Annotated in this window: 19 protein-coding genes; 10 read left to right on the top strand and 9 right to left on the bottom strand. The window is 62.7% G+C overall.

Annotation, left to right across the window (positions count from 1 at the left end):
• Window positions 1–145: 145 nt before the first annotated feature.
• Together RFM68_RS20205 and hemF are read right to left on the bottom strand one after the other, a co-directional pair.
• The gene (locus tag RFM68_RS20205) at window positions 146–406 is read right to left on the bottom strand and encodes a DUF1344 domain-containing protein (protein ID WP_320234761.1); all 261 of its coding nucleotides are present in this window, start codon (window positions 404–406) and stop codon (window positions 146–148) included.
• A gap of 247 nt (window positions 407–653) precedes the next feature.
• Window positions 654–1,568 carry an oxygen-dependent coproporphyrinogen oxidase gene (hemF, locus tag RFM68_RS20200; protein ID WP_320234760.1) on the bottom strand — a complete coding sequence of 305 codons (915 nt, stop codon included), beginning with the start codon at window positions 1,566–1,568 and terminating at the stop codon, window positions 654–656.
• Window positions 1,569–1,688: 120 nt separating this feature from the next.
• Here hemF and RFM68_RS20195 point away from each other — a divergent pair, with 120 nt between their 5' ends.
• Entirely contained in the window at window positions 1,689–1,946 is a 258-nt protein-coding gene (locus RFM68_RS20195) for a hypothetical protein (protein ID WP_320234759.1), read from the top strand.
• Window positions 1,947–1,954: 8 nt separating this feature from the next.
• Here RFM68_RS20195 and soxR read toward each other — a convergent pair whose 3' ends face one another.
• Together soxR and RFM68_RS20185 are read right to left on the bottom strand one after the other, a co-directional pair.
• Window positions 1,955–2,398, bottom strand: coding sequence for a redox-sensitive transcriptional activator SoxR (gene soxR / locus RFM68_RS20190; RefSeq protein ID WP_320234758.1), 444 nt, complete (start codon window positions 2,396–2,398; stop codon window positions 1,955–1,957).
• A gap of 148 nt (window positions 2,399–2,546) precedes the next feature.
• Complete coding sequence (locus RFM68_RS20185) at window positions 2,547–3,005, bottom strand: tRNA (cytidine(34)-2'-O)-methyltransferase (protein ID WP_320234757.1); 459 nt, start codon at window positions 3,003–3,005, stop codon at window positions 2,547–2,549.
• 446 nt (window positions 3,006–3,451) lie between these two features.
• Between RFM68_RS20185 and RFM68_RS20180 the strand changes: the two genes are divergently transcribed.
• The 5 genes from RFM68_RS20180 (at window position 3,452) to RFM68_RS20160 (ending at window position 9,998) form a co-directional block, all read left to right on the top strand.
• A complete protein-coding gene (locus RFM68_RS20180) occupies window positions 3,452–3,868 on the top strand; it encodes a hypothetical protein (RefSeq protein ID WP_320234756.1) in 417 nt (138 codons plus the stop codon).
• A 25-nt stretch (window positions 3,869–3,893) separates the two neighbouring features.
• Window positions 3,894–5,774 (top strand): ABC transporter ATP-binding protein, encoded by a 1,881-nt coding sequence (locus tag RFM68_RS20175; protein WP_320234755.1) that lies wholly within the window; start codon window positions 3,894–3,896, stop codon window positions 5,772–5,774.
• 130 nt (window positions 5,775–5,904) lie between these two features.
• On the top strand, window positions 5,905–7,797 hold the full coding sequence (locus tag RFM68_RS20170) for an ABC transporter ATP-binding protein (RefSeq protein ID WP_320234754.1): 1,893 nt from the start codon (window positions 5,905–5,907) through the stop codon (window positions 7,795–7,797).
• On the top strand, window positions 7,794–9,677 hold the full coding sequence (locus RFM68_RS20165) for an ABC transporter ATP-binding protein (RefSeq protein WP_320234753.1): 1,884 nt from the start codon (window positions 7,794–7,796) through the stop codon (window positions 9,675–9,677). The genes RFM68_RS20170 and RFM68_RS20165 overlap by 4 nt, the downstream gene beginning before the upstream one ends.
• Before the next feature lie 9 nt (window positions 9,678–9,686).
• Entirely contained in the window at window positions 9,687–9,998 is a 312-nt protein-coding gene (locus tag RFM68_RS20160; RefSeq protein ID WP_320234752.1) for a DUF6665 family protein, read from the top strand.
• Here the strand turns inward: RFM68_RS20160 and RFM68_RS20155 are convergent.
• Window positions 9,995–10,414: a type II toxin-antitoxin system VapC family toxin gene (locus RFM68_RS20155; protein WP_320234751.1), complete on the bottom strand. Its 420-nt coding sequence runs from the start codon at window positions 10,412–10,414 to the stop codon at window positions 9,995–9,997. The two genes, RFM68_RS20160 and RFM68_RS20155, sit on opposite strands and share 4 nt — an antisense overlap.
• Window positions 10,414–10,704, bottom strand: a complete 291-nt coding sequence (locus RFM68_RS20150) for a type II toxin-antitoxin system Phd/YefM family antitoxin (protein WP_320234750.1) — start codon at window positions 10,702–10,704, stop codon at window positions 10,414–10,416. The genes RFM68_RS20155 and RFM68_RS20150 overlap by 1 nt, the downstream gene beginning before the upstream one ends.
• A gap of 260 nt (window positions 10,705–10,964) precedes the next feature.
• Here RFM68_RS20150 and petA point away from each other — a divergent pair, with 260 nt between their 5' ends.
• The 4 genes from petA (at window position 10,965) to RFM68_RS20130 (ending at window position 14,425) form a co-directional block, all read left to right on the top strand.
• Window positions 10,965–11,525, top strand: a complete 561-nt coding sequence (gene petA / locus RFM68_RS20145) for a ubiquinol-cytochrome c reductase iron-sulfur subunit (protein WP_320234749.1) — start codon at window positions 10,965–10,967, stop codon at window positions 11,523–11,525.
• A 16-nt stretch (window positions 11,526–11,541) separates the two neighbouring features.
• Window positions 11,542–12,882 carry a cytochrome b gene (locus tag RFM68_RS20140; RefSeq protein WP_320234748.1) on the top strand — a complete coding sequence of 447 codons (1,341 nt, stop codon included), beginning with the start codon at window positions 11,542–11,544 and terminating at the stop codon, window positions 12,880–12,882.
• Window positions 12,883–12,909: 27 nt separating this feature from the next.
• Window positions 12,910–13,782 (top strand): cytochrome c1, encoded by an 873-nt coding sequence (locus RFM68_RS20135; RefSeq protein WP_320234747.1) that lies wholly within the window; start codon window positions 12,910–12,912, stop codon window positions 13,780–13,782.
• 97 nt (window positions 13,783–13,879) lie between these two features.
• The gene (locus RFM68_RS20130) at window positions 13,880–14,425 is read left to right on the top strand and encodes an adenine phosphoribosyltransferase (RefSeq protein ID WP_320234746.1); all 546 of its coding nucleotides are present in this window, start codon (window positions 13,880–13,882) and stop codon (window positions 14,423–14,425) included.
• 165 nt (window positions 14,426–14,590) lie between these two features.
• Here the strand turns inward: RFM68_RS20130 and RFM68_RS20125 are convergent, their stop codons facing one another.
• The 3 genes from RFM68_RS20125 to corA all read right to left on the bottom strand — a co-directional run bounded on the left by RFM68_RS20125 (window position 14,591) and on the right by corA (window position 16,693).
• Window positions 14,591–15,061 (bottom strand): MaoC family dehydratase, encoded by a 471-nt coding sequence (locus RFM68_RS20125; RefSeq protein ID WP_320234745.1) that lies wholly within the window; start codon window positions 15,059–15,061, stop codon window positions 14,591–14,593.
• Window positions 15,058–15,528, bottom strand: coding sequence for a MaoC family dehydratase (locus RFM68_RS20120; RefSeq protein ID WP_320234744.1), 471 nt, complete (start codon window positions 15,526–15,528; stop codon window positions 15,058–15,060). The genes RFM68_RS20125 and RFM68_RS20120 overlap by 4 nt, the downstream gene beginning before the upstream one ends.
• Before the next feature lie 190 nt (window positions 15,529–15,718).
• Window positions 15,719–16,693 (bottom strand): magnesium/cobalt transporter CorA, encoded by a 975-nt coding sequence (corA, locus tag RFM68_RS20115; protein ID WP_320234743.1) that lies wholly within the window; start codon window positions 16,691–16,693, stop codon window positions 15,719–15,721.
• Window position 16,694 lies beyond the last annotated feature (1 nt).

Genomic DNA, 16,694 nt, shown 5'->3' with positions numbered 1-16,694 from the left:
GCTCGGATGGACAACAATAACACATGCCGCCCTTTTCGGTTGCATGAAGATTACCAAGGGCGGTTGGCAAATGCATGAAACCGAAAGGCGGAGCACTGGTGCTCCGCCTTTCGTGCCGCCTGAGCCTGCTCTGCCGGGATAGTCGTTACTTCATGATCTTGACGGCCTCGGCAATCTTGTTCTTGCCGCTCATGTCCCAGGACACGCGGACCTTTTCGCCGGCCTGAACGCCGGGATCCTTGAAGGCCTTGGACAGGGTGAAAGTCGACCCGTCGTCCAGAACAAGGCTCATGGCCGTTCCGTCAAAGCTCTTCACGGTGCCGGTGGTGTGCTTGATCGCCGCGAACGCGGCGCCACCAGAGGCGAGAAAGGCGGCGGCTGCTGCCGTCACGATAAGCTTGCGCATGGCATGCTCTCCTGGAAATGCGGGCGCCCGTTTGGCAAAGGCGCCCTTCTTGATCGGGGCCGTCAAGTCGCGTCGAGTCACGGCTCGCAGCGATGACGAACCGTCGGCGCTTCCCGACCCGACGACCTTAAATAGCTCAATTTTTTCAAAAGGATATTAGACGAAAAAGAAATCCAACCCGCCACATTGCGCGCCAAGATTCGGCGAATGGGACATCAATGCGGCTCTTTTTTTGCTCACCGGATTTTTACGGCCATTTTACCTCGGGCGGCAGGCTGGAGAGGATCGAGGCGACATTGCCGCCTGTCTTCAGGCCGAAGATGGTGCCGCGATCGTGAAGCAAATTGAATTCGACGTAACGGCCGCGCCGGATGAGCTGCTCGTCGCGCTCGCCATCGGTCCAGTTCCGGTTGAAGTTGCCCCGCACCAGATGGGCATAGACGACGAGGAAAGAGCGCCCGACATCCTGGACGAAATTGAGATCGGCATTCCAGCCGCCGTTGTCCTCGTCCGAATGCAGCCAGTCGAAGAAGATGCCGCCGATGCCGCGCGCCTCATCGCGGTGCGGCAGGAAGAAATATTCGTCGCACCAGGCTTTGAATTTCGCATAGTCGGCGACCGCGGCGTTCTTCTCGCAGGCGAACTGCATGGCGCGATGAAAGGCAATCGTGTCGGGGTCGTCCTGGGTGCGGCGACGGTCGAGCACCGGCGTCAGATCGGCGCCGCCGCCGAACCACCGGCTCGTGGTGACCACCATGCGCGTGTTCATGTGCACAGCCGGCACATTGGGATTCCAGGGGTGGGCGATCAGCGAGATGCCGCTCGCCCAGAAGCGCGGGTCCTCCTCGGCACCGGGAATCTGTTTCCTGAACTCGGGCGAGAATTCGCCATAGACCGTCGAGGTGTGCACGCCGATCTTCTCGAAGACGCGGCCGCGCATCATCGACATTGTGCCGCCGCCACCACGGCCTTCGTCGCGCTCCCAGGGGGTCTTTTCGAAATGGCCGGGCGACCATGACGCTTGCGGTCCGGTGAGGTCCTGCTCGATCTGCTCGAAGGTGGCGCAGATGCGTTCGCGCAAAGCTTCGAACCAGAGGCGGGCCTTCATCTTCTTCTGCTCGATATCGGCCGGCAGCCCCACGGGAAGGTCAGGTCTTTCCAATTCAGTCTCCGGCTACAGGCGCACTTGCACGACAAATGACTCGTTTTTTCTGCGCGCGATCCCTAATCTCTTGATGGCAAGGGTCAAGTCTCATCTGACCAAGGTGCAAGGAGTTCCTTCGTGCGCACCCCGGCAAGACCGCCGCTGGATGGCTTGAAGAAGAGGCTGGAGCGCTCGCGAGCCGAGCGCGCAAACCAGTCGCGCGACGGATTCCTGCGCGAGACCTTCGTGCTGCCGCGCCCGGACGCCCGCCTCAAGGCCAAGGAATGGTTCGAGCGCTTCCCGAAGCAGGCCTACTGGACCGAGATCGAAAGCTGGTTCGAACGTCCGGGCGATGTGATCGAGTTCACCATGCGCCGGCTGCCGGCGGCCGATTGACGAAACTGTCAGGGCACCAGTAGCCGTCTGGCCCCGGTACCCTCCCTGGCTAGCCGATCCTCCTTGTTCCTCAGCGGACATTTGTCGATCGACATGCAGCCGCAGCCGATGCAGTCGGTCAGGCCATCGCGCAATTTCTTCAGCTGGGCGATCTTGTGATCGAGCTCGTCGCGCCAGGCCGTTGAAAGCAGGTGCCAGTCCTCGCGCGTCGGCGTGCGCCCTTCCGGCAGGGATTGGAGCGCCTGGGCGATCCCGGCGAGCGAGATGCCGACCTCCTGGGCGACGCGGATGATCGCCACACGCCGCAGCACGTCACGGCTGTAGCGGCGCTGGTTACCCGAAGTGCGGTGGCTGCGGATCAGGCCGCGCGCTTCGTAGAAATGCAGCGCCGATACCGCCACGCCACTGCGTATCGCCACCTGGCCGACCGTCAATTCCCGCACCGTAGACATTCTCAAATTCCCGCTTGACCTCAAGTTAAGTTGAGCTTGTAGCCAAGAAACATCGATAGGGCAATTGCAGGAGAAGGCGATGTGCGCCTGGGTAAGAATGACCGCCGAAGCGGAAGCCGTCGGCGACGGCGACGGAACCAGGAAGATATTATCCCAACTGGCGGAGCGCTTCGCCCGCGACCATGGCGACAGACAGCGCGACATTGATGCTGCGCGCGCCCGGCCGCATCGGGATGGTCAGTCGCGCGTCCACAGCCTGGTGGACCTGATCCGTCACGCCGGCGGATTCGCGGCCGAACAAGAGGATGTCGCCGGCGGCGAAAGCGAAATCCGTATAGGCGCTGGTGGCCTTGGTGGTGAGCAGCACCAGGCGACGCGCGTTGGCCCTTCGCCAATGCTCGAAGGCGTGCCAGTCGGCGTGGCGGGAGAGCGCCGCCATTTCGAGATAATCCATGCCGGCCCGTTTCAGCGCCCGGTCGGAGAGCGGAAAGCCGGCCGGCTCGACGATGTCGACGGCAAGGTCGAGGCAGGCGGCAAAGCGCAGGATTGTCCCGGTGTTGCCGGCGATATCCGGCTGGTAGAGGGCGATGCGGAGACGATCGTTCATTTCCGCGTCCTGCTAATAAGTGGCAGATCGGCCACAGGCATCTCCAGCTTTCGGCGATTTCTGGACTGGCGGGTGGCCATTTTCTGCGAAGTCGAGTATATCCCACCCATCGTCAACCCGAACCGAAGGAGGGGGACCTCATGATGACCATGCACTTCCAGCTCCTCTCCGGGGCTCACGTATGCCCGCCGGCGGTTTCGGTACGACGATTCTTCTGACACTTTAAGTCCTCATCGCACCGATTCCCGCCGAACCCAGTTTTCGGCCTTCGAAGGAATCTTGCGATGTTTTTCAAACTGCCAAAGGGGCGCCGCGCCCCAGCTGAACGTGTCGAGACCGACGCTTGCCGTCTGGTCCCGACCGATTCGATCCGTGCCTCCGGCCGAATGCCGGCGGTCGAGGCCGCATCACCCTTTTTAACGCATTTGCACATGGAGGACGGACCGATGTTCGATCCCTACAGGATACCGGGGTCAAGAAGCCTGCACGAGCGCAAGGCGGCGACCTGGGCGCTGCTGATCGGCGAGACTTATTCGTCGGCGGTACACGCCGAGGAACGCCGCAGGCCGCATCGCGGCATGCTGCCGGACGTCGATTTCTCGCGCGCGGTGCCCGACCACAGCCGGCCCACGCTGGTGCGCCGGATCATTCGCTTGATCCGGCCGGGCGACAAGACGCGGGCAGGCTCCGGCTTTTCGTCGGGAAGTTCGGGGCCGTCAGGATCGTCGAACGAGCCTGTCGGCGAAAAGCGCACGAAACCCTATATTGCGCGAAGCAGGGCCGGCGATGCGGATGATTCCGTATCACCGGCCCGCAATGCCGCGCGGCCAAAAAGCCTTGCCCATAAATCCCGCGCCGCGTGAGCGCATAGACAGTCGAGTGCCTGGAATGTTCCGCTGGTTTGAAAACAAGCTCGATCCGTTCCCGGCCGCGGAACCGGTCGAGCCGCCCAAGACGCTGGTCGCCTTCTGCGTGCATTACACGCGCGGCGCGTGGCCTTACATCCTAATGGACGCAGTCCTGGTGGCGGCGATCGCCATCGCCGAAGTGTGGATGTTCGGTTTCATGGGCCGCATCGTCGACTGGCTGTCGGCGCAGAACCGTGAAACTTTCCTGCAGACCGAGAGCTGGAAGCTCGCCGGCATGGCTTTCGTCGTGCTGTTCGCGCTGCCCGGCACCGTGTGGCTGCATTCGCTGCTCAACCAGCAGACGCTGATGGGCAACTATCCCATGCGCATCCGCTGGCAGGTGCATCGCTATCTCTTGAAACAGTCGATGGCGTTCTACCAGGACGAGTTCGCCGGCCGCATCGCCACCAAGCTGATGCAGACCGCACTCGCCGTGCGCGACTGCGTCATCAAGGTGATAGACGTCCTCAACTACGTGATCGTCTACTTCCTTGGCATGCTGTTCATCGTCGGCTCGGCAGACTTGCGGCTGGCGGCGCCGCTCGGTGTGTGGCTGCTCGGCTATATCGCGCTGCTGCGTTATTTCATTCCTCGATTGGGCAGGGTCGGTGAGCAACAGGCCAATGCGCGCTCGACCATGACCGGTCGTGTCGTCGACAGCTACGCCAACATCCAGACGGTGAAGCTGTTCAGCCACGCGCGCCGCGAGGCGGCCTTCGCCAGGGAAGGCATGGCGGGATTTCTGGAAACGGTCTACCGCTCGATGCGGCTGGTGACGGTGCTCTACGGCCTGCTCTACATCCTGAACGCACTGCTGTTGTTCTCGGTCACCGCGCTGTCGCTGTGGCTGTGGCTCAGCAATGCGGTGACGATCGGCGCAGTCGCCGTGGTCATCGGCCTGGTGCTCCGCATGTGGGGCATGTCGCAGTGGATCATGTGGGAGATGTCGGGCCTGTTCGAGAACATCGGCACGGTGCAGGACGGCATCGCCTCGATCTCGCTGCCGCGCCTGGTCGAGGACCGGCCGGATGCCAAGGACATTGTCATCACCCGTGGCGAGATCCTTTTCGAGGACATCGGCTTCCACTACGGCAGGCAGAAGGGCGTTATCGAGAACCTGTCGCTTGCCGTGAAGCCTGGCGAGAAGGTCGGCATTGTCGGTCGCTCCGGCGCCGGCAAGTCGACGCTGGTCAACCTCTTGCTGCGCTTCTACGACCTCGAGACCGGCAGGATCCTGATCGACGGCCAGGAGATCGCCGCAGTGGCGCAGGATTCGCTGCGCGCGCAGATCGGCATGGTGACACAGGACACCTCGCTGCTGCACCGGTCCGTGCGCGAAAACATCCTCTACGGCCGACCCGACGCGACCGACGAGATGCTGGTCGAGGCGGCCAAGCGGGCCGAGGCGCTGGACTTCATCGCCGAGCTTACCGATTCCGAAGGCCGCAAGAATTTCGATGCCTATGTCGGCGACCGCGGCGTCAAATTGTCCGGCGGCCAGCGGCAGCGTATCGCCATTGCCCGCGTCATGTTGAAGGACGCGCCGATCCTGATCCTCGACGAGGCCACCTCGGCGCTCGATTCGGAAGCCGAGGCGGCGATCCAGGAGAACCTCTACAAGCTGATGCAGGGCAAGACCGTCATCGCGATCGCCCACCGCCTGTCGACCATCGCGGCTATGGACCGGCTCGTCGTCTTGGACAAGGGCCGCATCATCGAGGAGGGCTCGCATGAGGAGCTCGTCGCCGGAGGTGGGCTCTATGCCCAGCTCTGGCAGCGCCAATCGGGCGGCTTCCTGCTCGATGACGTGCCGGCCGAGTCCGATACCAGGGCGCCCGAATCCGAAATGGCAGCGGAGTAACGCGATCGCGATTGGCACCAAGGTTACGACGATTGCGGGGAATCGATCCCGGGCGTAACCACGGCATGGTCAGAGGCGGGCCAGCTACCAGACCGGCTGCGGGCGGGTTTCCGGCGTCTACGAGAGAAAAATGTTCGACCGCATCTTCACCTGGTTCGAAAGCCGTTATTCCCCGGTGGCGCTGGCCGACGACCGGCAGCCGCCAATGGGGCTATGGCGGTTTTACTGGTATTTCATAAGCCAGTTTCGCGCCGCCTACCGGTTGCGCATGATTATCGTTGCCGTCGCCGCCGTCGTGGACGCGATGCTGCCGATTTTCGTCGGGCTGATCGTGGGCGCGCTCACCGACGCAAAGCCAGGCGATTTCTTCGCGGCGCATGGGCCGCTGCTCGCCTTGATGGCGTTCGTCGTGCTGTTGCGTCCGCTGTCGATGGTTGTCGATGCGCTCATCCGCAACCACGCGATTGCCCCAAATCTTATCGACCTCATCCGCTGGCAGAGCCACTGGCATGTCGTGCGCCAGGACTGGTCGTTCTTCCAGAACGATTTCGCCGGCCGCATCGGAACCAAGGTCATGCAAAGCGGCGATTCGGTGGAAATGAGTGTCAACCTCACCGTCGATGCCGTCTGGTATGCGCTGGTCTTCGTCGCCGTGGCCATCGTCGTGCTGGCGCGGCTGGACCCGCTGCTGCTGGCCGTCGTCGCGGCGTGGCTGGTGTTCTATTGTCTGATCTTCTGGTTTGCGATGCCCAGGATTACGCGGCGCTCGTCGGCACTGTCGGAGCGGTGGTCGCAGGTGAGCGGCCGTATGGTCGACAGCTACACCAACATTTTGACGCTCAAGACATTCTCGACCGGCGAGCACGAAGACAAATATGTCTCGCAGGCGGTGATCGACCACGCCGACACATTCTACCAATTGATGCGCGTTTTCACGTTGATGTGGTCCGCCTTGTTCGTGCTCAATGCCGTGCTGCTTATCGCCATAAGCTGGCTGGCGCTCGCCGGCTGGAACGCCGGCGCCATGACCACAGCGGCCGTGGCGACGGCGATACCGTTCGCGCTGCAGATCGCCAACATCTCCGGCAGGATCCTCGATGTCGGCGCCAACGTCTTCCGGCAGATCGGCGTCGCCAGCAATTCGATGACCACGATCGCGCGTCCCATCGCCATGCAGGACGATCCAGCAGCGCCCGCCCTTGTCGTCAGCGCCGGCGGCATCGAGTTCGATCGGGTGAACTTCAACTATTGGCGCAAGGACGGCAAAGGCGGCGTCATCGACGATCTGTCGCTGAAAATCGCGCCAGGTGAGCGGGTTGGCCTGATCGGGCGCTCGGGAGCCGGCAAGTCGACGCTGGTCAATCTCGTGCTGCGGCTATTCGACGTCCAGGACGGCAAGGTGCTGATCGACGGACAGGACATCCGCAGCGTCTCGCAGGAGAGCGTTCGCGCGGCGATCGGCTTCGTCAACCAGGACACGTCGCTCTTGCATCGATCCGTTCGCGAGAACCTCAAATATGGACGCCAGTCCGCCAGCGACGAAGCGATGTTCAGCGCCGCCAAAGCCGCGCAGATCGACGACGTGATCGCGGGGCTGACCGATCCGCATGGGCAGAGCGGCTATGAGGCGCTTGTCGGCGAGCGCGGCGTGAAGCTGTCCGGCGGCCAGCGGCAACGCATCGCCATTGCCCGCGTTATGCTGAAGGACGCGCCGATCCTCATTCTCGACGAGGCGACGTCCGCGCTCGATTCGGAGGTCGAGGCGGCGATCCAGGAGAACCTCTACAAGCTCATGCAAGGCAAGACCGTCATCGCCATTGCCCATCGGCTGTCGACCATTGCGGCGATGGACAGGCTGGTGGTGATGGACAGGGGGCGCATCGTCGAGGACGGCTCGCACGAAGCGTTGATCGCCAAGGGCGGGCTCTATGCCCAGCTCTGGCGGCGTCAGTCGGGCGGGTTCCTGGTCGAGGAAAAGCAGGCCGCCGGGGATCTGTCGACAAAAGGTGAAGCCGCGGAATGATGCAAGCCGTCTATCGCTGGTTCGAGCGTTGGGTCTACCCGTTCCGCGAGCCGGCGAATCTGCGGCCGCCCGCCAGCGTCGGCGGCTTCCTCTGGCATTATGTCGGGCAGGCCAAGCTCGCCTTCTTCGCCATGCTCGTCATCGGCGGCATCGCGCCGCTGGTCGAGGCCGGCCTCTTCTATTTCGTCGGAAGGTTGGTCGATATCCTCGACCAGTTGCCCGGCGAACGCAACTGGCACGCGCTGTGGGCGGCGGCAGGCCCCGAGCTCGTGTTCATGGGCGCGGTTGTGCTCATCATCCGCACAGCCGTCGTCGGCCTTTCGGCGCTGGTCGATGAACAGACGATCACGCCAGGCTTCTACAATCTGGTGCGCTGGCAGGCGCACCGGCATGTCTCGCGCCAATCCTACGCCTTCTTCCAGAACGATTTCGCCGGCCGCATCGCCACCAAGGTCTGGCAGGCGGGGCAGGCGACGGGCGACCTGATGGAGAGCTTCATCGAAGTGGTCTGGTTCATGATCGTCTATACGGTCACGACGCTGGCGCTGGTCGCCGGGCTGGATTTGCGGCTGGCGGTCATGGTGGTGGTCTGGATCGCCGCCTTCGGCTGGTTGGCGAAACTCTATCTGCCGGCGATCCGCAAGCATGCCGAGGCGACCGCCGAGGCCGGCTCGATGATCACCGGCCGCATCGTCGATTCCTACTCCAACGTGCAGACGCTGAAGCTGTTCGCGGCCGATGGCGACGACCGCTATATCCGCAACGGTTTCGATATCTATCTCGACGCGCTGCGGCCGTTTACCCGCCGGCTGACCGGCGTGCGCATGGCGCTCACCATGCTTTCCGGCATCATGATCACGGCGATCGCCGCCTTCGCCATCTATCTCTGGGTCGAAGGCTCGATCACCGTCGGCGCCGTCGCCTTCACGCTGTCGCTGGTGCTGAGGCTCAACATGCTGCTTGGCCGGCTAATGATGCAGCTCAACAGCATCCTGAGGAACCTCGGCGTGTTGGAGAATTCCAAGGCGCTGATCACGCAACCGCTGGGCCTGATAGACCCGCCAGACGCCAGGAAACTGATCGTCGCCGGCGGCCGGATCGACGTCAGGAACGTCACCTTCCATTACGGCAAAGGGGCAGGGGTTCTCGACGGCATCGATCTCGTCGTGCGCCCGGGGGAGAAGGTCGGTCTGGTCGGCCCGTCCGGCGCCGGCAAGACGACCTTGGCCAATCTGATCCTGCGCCTTTATGACCTGGAAGGCGGCCAGATCCTGATCGATGGCCAGGATATCGCCGAGGTGACGCAGAACTCGCTGCGCGGCAATATCGGCGTGGTCAGCCAGGATACGGCGCTGTTCCATCGCTCGTTGCGCGACAACATCAAGCTCGGCATGCCGAATGCCACCGATGCGCAAGTGATCGCAGCGGCCAGGAAAGCCGAGGCGCATGGCTTCATCCTGGGACTGCGCGACAACCGCGGGCGCGCCGGCTACGAGGCCTATGTCGGCGAGCGCGGCGTGAAACTCTCCGGCGGCCAGCGGCAGCGTGTCGCCATCGCGCGGTTGTTCCTCAAGGATGCGCCGATTCTCATCCTCGACGAGGCGACCTCGGCGCTCGATTCGGACATCGAGGCGGCGATCCAGGAAAACCTGACCAGGCTGATGGAGCAAAAAACCGTGATCGCCATCGCGCACAGGCTGTCGACCATCGCGGCGCTCGACCGGCTGGTGGTGCTCGACGGCGGCCGCATCGTCGAGCAAGGCACGCATGACGAGTTGGTGGCGCTCGACGGGCTCTATGCGCGGCTCTGGAAACGGCAGTCCGGCGGCTTCCTTTTCAACGAGGAAAGCGCGCTGGAAGAGACGCGGCCGGCGGAGTAGAACGGCATCATGTCGGTACCCATGCCCACGAATTTCGGACGGTCAGGCGCGCAGGAAAGCGCGCTCGACCTGCTCGGCCACGAAATCCTCGCCGAAAAAGCCGCGGCGCTCGGCCGCGCAGGCCAGCGCGTGGAGGAAACCCTTGCCAAATTGCGCGAGGGCGGCGAGGGCGAGCACCGCAACCGGCTGCTCAAGGAAGCGGCTGCGTCCGTCCACGCCTACTTCATCCAGCGCGAGCTTTGCGGTCTGCGCAAGCACGATGCGGTGATCCGCGAGTACGATATCCCGAGGGCGGTTCTGATCAGGCTGGGCGCCAGCTAGCCTTTCGCCGGTATCCAGGGATTGAAAAGTTTCACGCCGGTGCCTTCAAAATCCTTGGTGTTGCGGGTGACGACCGTCATGTCGTTGACCAGCGCGGTGGCGGCGATATAGGCGTCGCGGTCGGGCTTGGGATCGGGGATGTGGAGCGGCGCGCAACGCAGCACGACAGCGAGATCGACGGGCAATACGCGCCCCGCGATCTCGGCGACCAATCCGTCCACCCAAGCGCGCAGTATCGCCCCTTTCTTGCTGTCCTTTCGCTCCGCTCTCAGGGCGCCGGTCTGGGCTTCAAGAATACTGACGGCCGAAACATGAAACTCGCCGGGATTGCGGCTCTCTGCCCAGGCCCGAACGTTCGGGTCGCATCGGTCTCTGCGCCTGAGTTCAGAGATGACATTGGTATCGAGCAGATACATCAGTCGAACTCGGTCGGGCGCAGGGACAAGCTCTTGAGTTCCGGTATGTCGAAATCAAAATCCGCTTCCGGCCGGTCATCGGCCAGAACGTCCGCGAGGCTTCGATGTTTCTCCGGCCTGCCCGGGGCCTTCAGTTTCTCATAGTCCTCAATCGACATCAGCACATGGGATGGCTCGCCACGGTCGGTGATGATGACCGGCCCGCTCCTGGCGGCCCGCTTGGCACGGGCCGTGTCCTGGTTGAATTCTCGACTCGATAGGATGGTAGTCGTCTTCGTCGAGATGGTCATTCCGGCACCTCCTTCGAGAAGATGTAGACATATTGCTACATTCGCTCAAGCCCGTCAAATTTCCTGCCGTGCAGGACACCCGCGACAATCTGCCCTTGTGGCCTCACCCCGCTGGACAAAAACGGGCTTCACGCATAAACCGAAAATCCAAATGCCGGAGGAATTCGCTAGCCTGTTCGCCATGCGCTGTCGGGCAGGTGCGATTGAGCGGGGACAAGGCTCGGCCTCCGGTAAGGAAGAGGCGAAAGGATCAGGCACCCGTGAGCGCAACCGACATCCACGATCCCAACCGTCGCGATTTTCTCTATGTAGCCACCGGCATGGCCGCCGTTGTCGGCGCGGGAGCCCTCGCGTGGCCGTTCATCGACCAGATGCGCCCTGACGCCTCGACGCTGGCGCTGGCCTCGGTCGAGGTCGATGTCGCTTCGCTGCAGCCTGGCAGCTCGCTGATCGTCAAGTGGCGCGGCAAGCCGGTTGTGGTGCGCAACCGCACCGAAAAGGAAATGAAGGACGGCGAAGCCGTCAACCTTTCCGATCTCAAGGATCCGATCGCGCGCAACGCCAACCTGCCGTCCGATGCGCCGGCGACCGACGCCAACCGCACCACGCCCGGCAAGGAAGCCTGGATGGTGATGGTCCAGGTTTGCACCCATCTCGGCTGCATCCCGCTCGGCCAGGAAGGCGACTTCGGCGGCTGGTTCTGCCCGTGTCATGGTTCGCAATACGACACCGCCGGCCGCATCCGCAAAGGCCCGGCACCGGAGAACATGGCGATCCCGGTATTCAAGTTCATTTCCGATACCAAACTCCTTATCGGTTGAGGCAGGGGATATTTCGATGAGCGAGGGACACTCGACCTATACGCCCAAGACCGGTATCGAGCGCTGGTTCGACGCCCGCATGCCGCTGCCGCGGATGATCTATGACAGCTTCGTCGCCTATCCGGTGCCGCGCAACCTCAACTACATGTGGACGTTCGGCGGCATCCTGGCGATCATGCTGGTCGCGCAGATCCTGACCGGCATCGTGCTGGCGATGCACTATGCGGCCGACACGACACTCGCCTTCGATTCGGTCGAGAAGATCATGCGCGACGTGAATTCGGGATGGCTCTTGCGCTATCTCCATTCCAACGGCGCTTCGTTCTTCTTCGTCGCCGTCTACATCCACATCTTCCGCGGCCTGTTCTACGGCTCTTACAAGGCGCCGCGTGAGTTGCTGTGGATCCTCGGCTGCATCATCTATCTGCTGATGATGGCGACCGGCTTCATGGGCTATGTGCTGCCCTGGGGGCAGATGAGCTTCTGGGGCGCCACCGTCATCACCGGCTTCTTCAGCGCCATCCCGCTGGTCGGCAACTGGATCCAGCAGCTGCTGCTCGGCGGCTTCGCCGTCGACGATCCGACGCTGAACCGCTTCTTCGCGCTGCATTACCTTTTGCCGTTCATGATCGCCGGCGTCGTCGTGCTGCATATCTGGGCGCTGCATGTCGTCGGCCAGTCGAACCCGACCGGCATCGAGGTCAAGTCGAAGACCGACACCGTCGCCTTCACGCCCTACGCGACCATCAAAGACGCGTTCGGCATGATCGTGTTCCTGTTCATCTTCGCCTATTTCGTCTTCTACCTGCCGAACTATCTCGGCCACCCGGACAACTACACCGTCGCCAACCCGCTGAAGACGCCGGCCCATATCGTTCCGGAATGGTACTTCCTGCCGTTCTACGCGATCCTGCGCGCCATCACCTTCAACGTCGGGCCGATCAACTCCAAGCTCGGCGGCGTGCTGTGCATGTTCGGCGCCATCGCCATGCTGTTCTTGGTGCCCTGGCTCGATACCTCCAAGGTGCGCTCGGCGGTCTACAGGCCATGGTACAAGCTGTTCTTCTGGCTGTTCGTGGCCGACGCCATCCTGCTGGGCTGGCTGGGCTCGCAGCCGGCGGAAGGCGGCGGTCTGTTGGGCCTCCTTACAGGTGAGGTCGTGGGCAACTACGTTGGCTACGCTCAAGCTGCGACGCTGTTCTACTTCGCCTTCTTCTTGGTCATCATGCCGGTGCTCGGCCTGATCGAGACGCCGCGCAGGCTGCCGAACTCCATCACCGAAGCGGTGCTGGAAAAGAACAAGGGCGGCAGCGGACATCCGGCAGGCGCCACGGCCGCGCCGCAGACCAAGGGCTGAGCGGTAGAGAATCTAAGGGGATTTGGCATGAAGAAGATTCTCACCTCGCTGGCCCTGATCGGCCTCGTGGCCGCCGGCACCGGGGCTGCCGGCACTCAGGCGATTGCAGCCGAAGAAGCGCACAATGCCGCCGCGCCGACGCATTTCCCGATCGACGAGCCAAAGGAAATGAGCTGGAGCTTCTCCGGGCCGTTCGGCACCTATGACAAGGGCCAGCTGCAGCGCGGCCTGAAGGTCTACAAGGAAGTCTGCTCTGCGTGCCATTCGATGAACCTGGTGGCGTTCCGCACCTTGTCGGACCTTGGCTATTCCGACGCCCAGATCAAGTCGCTGGCGGCGACCTACACGATCCATGACGGCCCCAACGATGCCGGCGACATGTTCGACCGTCCTGGCAAGCCGTCCGACCATTTCCCGGCGCCGTTCGCCAATGAGGAAGCCGCCGCTGCCTCGAATGGCGGCGCAGCGCCGCCCGACATGTCGCTGCTGGCCAAGGCGCGCGGCGTCGAGCGCGGCTTTCCGCAGTTCGTCTTCGATATCTTCACCCAGTATGACGCCGGCGGCCCCGACTACATCCATTCGCTGCTGACGGGCTATGACCAGACCCCGCCGGCCGGCATGGTCATCCCGGAAGGCACGCACTACAATCCGTACTTCATGTCCAGCGTGTCGCTGAAGATGCCCAAGCCGCTCTCCGACGGCCAGGTGACCTATGACGACGGCGCGCCGCAGACCGTCGACCAGTATGCCCGCGACGTGGCGGCCTTCCTGGCATGGGCGGCCGAGCCGCATATGGAGGCGCGCAAGCATACCGGCTTCAACGTGCTGGCGTTCCTGCTGATATTCGGCGCCTTGGTTTACATGACCAAGCGCAAGGTGTGGGCCGACGTGGCGCACTGAGGCGTCTGGCTTCCAGAAAAGTGCAGGGGCGCCGAAAGGCGCCCTTTTCTTTTCGGCCGCTTGCCGGCAAAACTGTGCGGCAACGGATCAACCGCCCATGAAATCCTCCCTCGAAGACACGCTGCTTGCGGCCATCCGCACCATTCCGGATTACCCCCGGCCCGGTATCCTGTTTCGCGACATCACCACGCTGCTTGGCGATGCGCGCGCCTTCCGCCGTGCCATCGACGAGCTGGTCCATCCCTATGCCGGGCTGAAGATCGACAAAATCGCCGGCATCGAGGCGCGCGGCTTCATTCTCGGCGGCGCCGTGGCGCACCAGCTTTCGGCCGGCTTCGTGCCGATCCGCAAGAAGGGCAAACTACCTTATGAAACGGTGCGGGTAGCCTACAGCCTCGAATACGGTCTGGACGAGATGGAGATGCACAAGGACGGCGTCGCGCTGGGCGAAAAGGTGATCGTGGTCGACGACCTGATCGCCACCGGCGGAACGGCCGAAGCGGCGGTGAAACTGCTCAGGCAGATCGGCGCCGACATCGTCGCCGCCTGCTTCGTCATCGACCTGCCGGATCTCGGCGGCCGCAAGAAGCTCGAAGCGCTCGGCGTGCCTGTGCGGACGCTGATCGGGTACGAGGGGCATTAGTGAGTAGTGAGTAGTGAGTAGTGAGTAGTGAGTAGTGAGTAGTGAGTAGTGAGTAGTGAGTAGTGAGTAGTGAGTAGTGAGTAGTGAAGATAGGCATTCGATGACGAGCGTCGAATTTATCTACGCCAAACTACTCACTACTCACTATTCAATATTTACCATTCACTACTCCACCTTCACCAGCACGGCGCTGTCGAACTCGATGACCTTGTCTCTGGTCGAATCAAAACCTTCCGAGCGCAACGTGAGCAGGTTCCATCCCGGACGCCCGGCAAGCGGGCGGTGGGCGAGCGCGGTGCGGGTGAAGGTCACCGTCTCGCCGGCGTAGACCGGCTTCAGCCATTTGAGGTTGCGGAAGCCGGGCGAGGGGCCGAATTCGGGCTGCGGGCCGGGGCCGGTCCAGCGAACGCCCTCGGTCTCCATGCGCTTTTCGAGGTTGTATTTCATCCAGGTGGCGGCGGTGTGCCAGCCCGAGGCGCAGAGCCCGCCCAGCACGCTCTTCTTCGCCGCCTCTTCATCGACATGGAAGACCTGCGGATCGTATTTGCGGGCGAAGGCCTTGATCTCGTCTGCTTCGAACTTGTGCGAGCCGAGCGTGACGGTTTCGCCGATCAGAAAATATTCGTCGAGTGTCATGATTGGCCCTGTGCGGCATCACGCGCGAGGAACATACCGGTATTCTCCAGCTCGAAGACGCTCTCGCCGCGCTGGTTGACGAGCTCGCTGCGCATGGTGATCAAGCCGAGCTGGGGCCGCGATTTGGACTGGCGCTTGGACAGGACCGTGACCGTGCCGCGCAGGGTATCTCCGGCCAGCACCGGCTTCTTCCATTTCACATGCTCGATGCCGGGCGAGCCTTGCGAGGTCGAGTCGAGCAGGAAGGCATCGCACAGCATGCGCATGAACATCGCGCAGGTGTGCCAGCCCGAAGCCGAAAGCCCGCCGAGGATGCTTGCCTTGCCGGCTTCCTCGTCGAGATGCATCGGCTGCGGGTCGAACTCGCCGGCGAATTCGATGATTTCGGCCGCGCTTACGTCCTTGCTACCGAGGTCGAGCGAGGCGCCCTCGACGAAATCCTCAAAAGCCCAAGTCTTTCCGGTCATGTCGGCAATCCGGTTGACGTATGTGTGATCCCTCAGGTCGGGCACCCCGGATGCCGGCCAACGGCGATTTGGTCAAGCCCTTTCTGGTAAGCCAGCCGTTTCCCAGCTTTGGCAGGATTGCCAACGGCACCTGGTTTTTGTCTTCATGCAATTCCGGACGGAAAACCGCTGCGCACTTTTCCTGGAATTGCTAGAGCCAGCCGCGGCGGCGGAAATACCAGAAGGGCAGGATCGCCGAGACCACCATCAGGCCGATGGCGAAGGGATAGCCGAACTCCCATTTGAGCTCGGGGATGATGTCGAAATTCATGCCGTAGATCGAGGCGACCAGCGTCGGCGGCAGGAAGATGACGGCGGCGACCGAGAAGATCTTGATGATGGCGTTCTGCTCGATCGAGATCATGCCGAGCGTGGCATCGAGCAGGAAGGAGATCTTCTGCGACAGGAAGGTGGCGTGGTCCGCGAGCGAGAGCACATCGCGCGACAGCGTCTTGATGCGGGCGCGCACATCCTTGCTCATCTTGGTCTGGGCCGCGACATGGGCGAGAAAGCCGGCCAGGCGCTGCAACGAGATCAGGCTGTCGCGGACCGAGGAAGCGATGTCCTCCTTGCGGCCGATGGCTTTCAACAGCTCCTGGAAATCGCGGTTGCGCTTCGAGGCTTTGGTCGAACGCGCCTCGAAGATGTCGCGCGAGATCACTTCCACGTCGCGGCCGGCGCGCTCGAGAATGTCGGCCAGGCGATCGACGACCGCTTCGAGAAGACCGATCAGGATGGTGTCGCTGCTGGTGCAGCCGGTCGCCACCTTTTCGGCGCGCAGCGGGAAAGTCTTGAAGGCCTTTGGTTCGTGATAGCGGATGGTGATCAGCCGGCTGCCGGCAAGCACGAAGGTCACCGGCGCCATCAAGGGATCGTCGGCCTCGGTCTGCGCGGGCAGAACGGCGGTCATGAAGTAGCCGCCGTCCTCGATATAGAGGCGGCTCGATATCTCGATCTCCTCCATCTCCTCGCGGGTCGGAATGGCAATGCCCAGCCAGCTCTCGATGCGCGCCTCTTCCTCCTTGGTCGGGTTGAAAAGGTCGGCCCATACCACCCTATCACCGTCCGCCGCGAGATCCTCGGTGAGGCGCAGCCGATCATTGTCCACGACGAAGGCCTTGATCATC

Source organism: Mesorhizobium montanum (assembly GCF_033977145.1).
Classification (GTDB): domain Bacteria; phylum Pseudomonadota; class Alphaproteobacteria; order Rhizobiales; family Rhizobiaceae; genus Mesorhizobium; species Mesorhizobium montanum.
The sequence above is the reverse complement of the archived record's forward strand: the minus strand, read 5'-3'. Positions and strand labels throughout refer to the sequence as shown.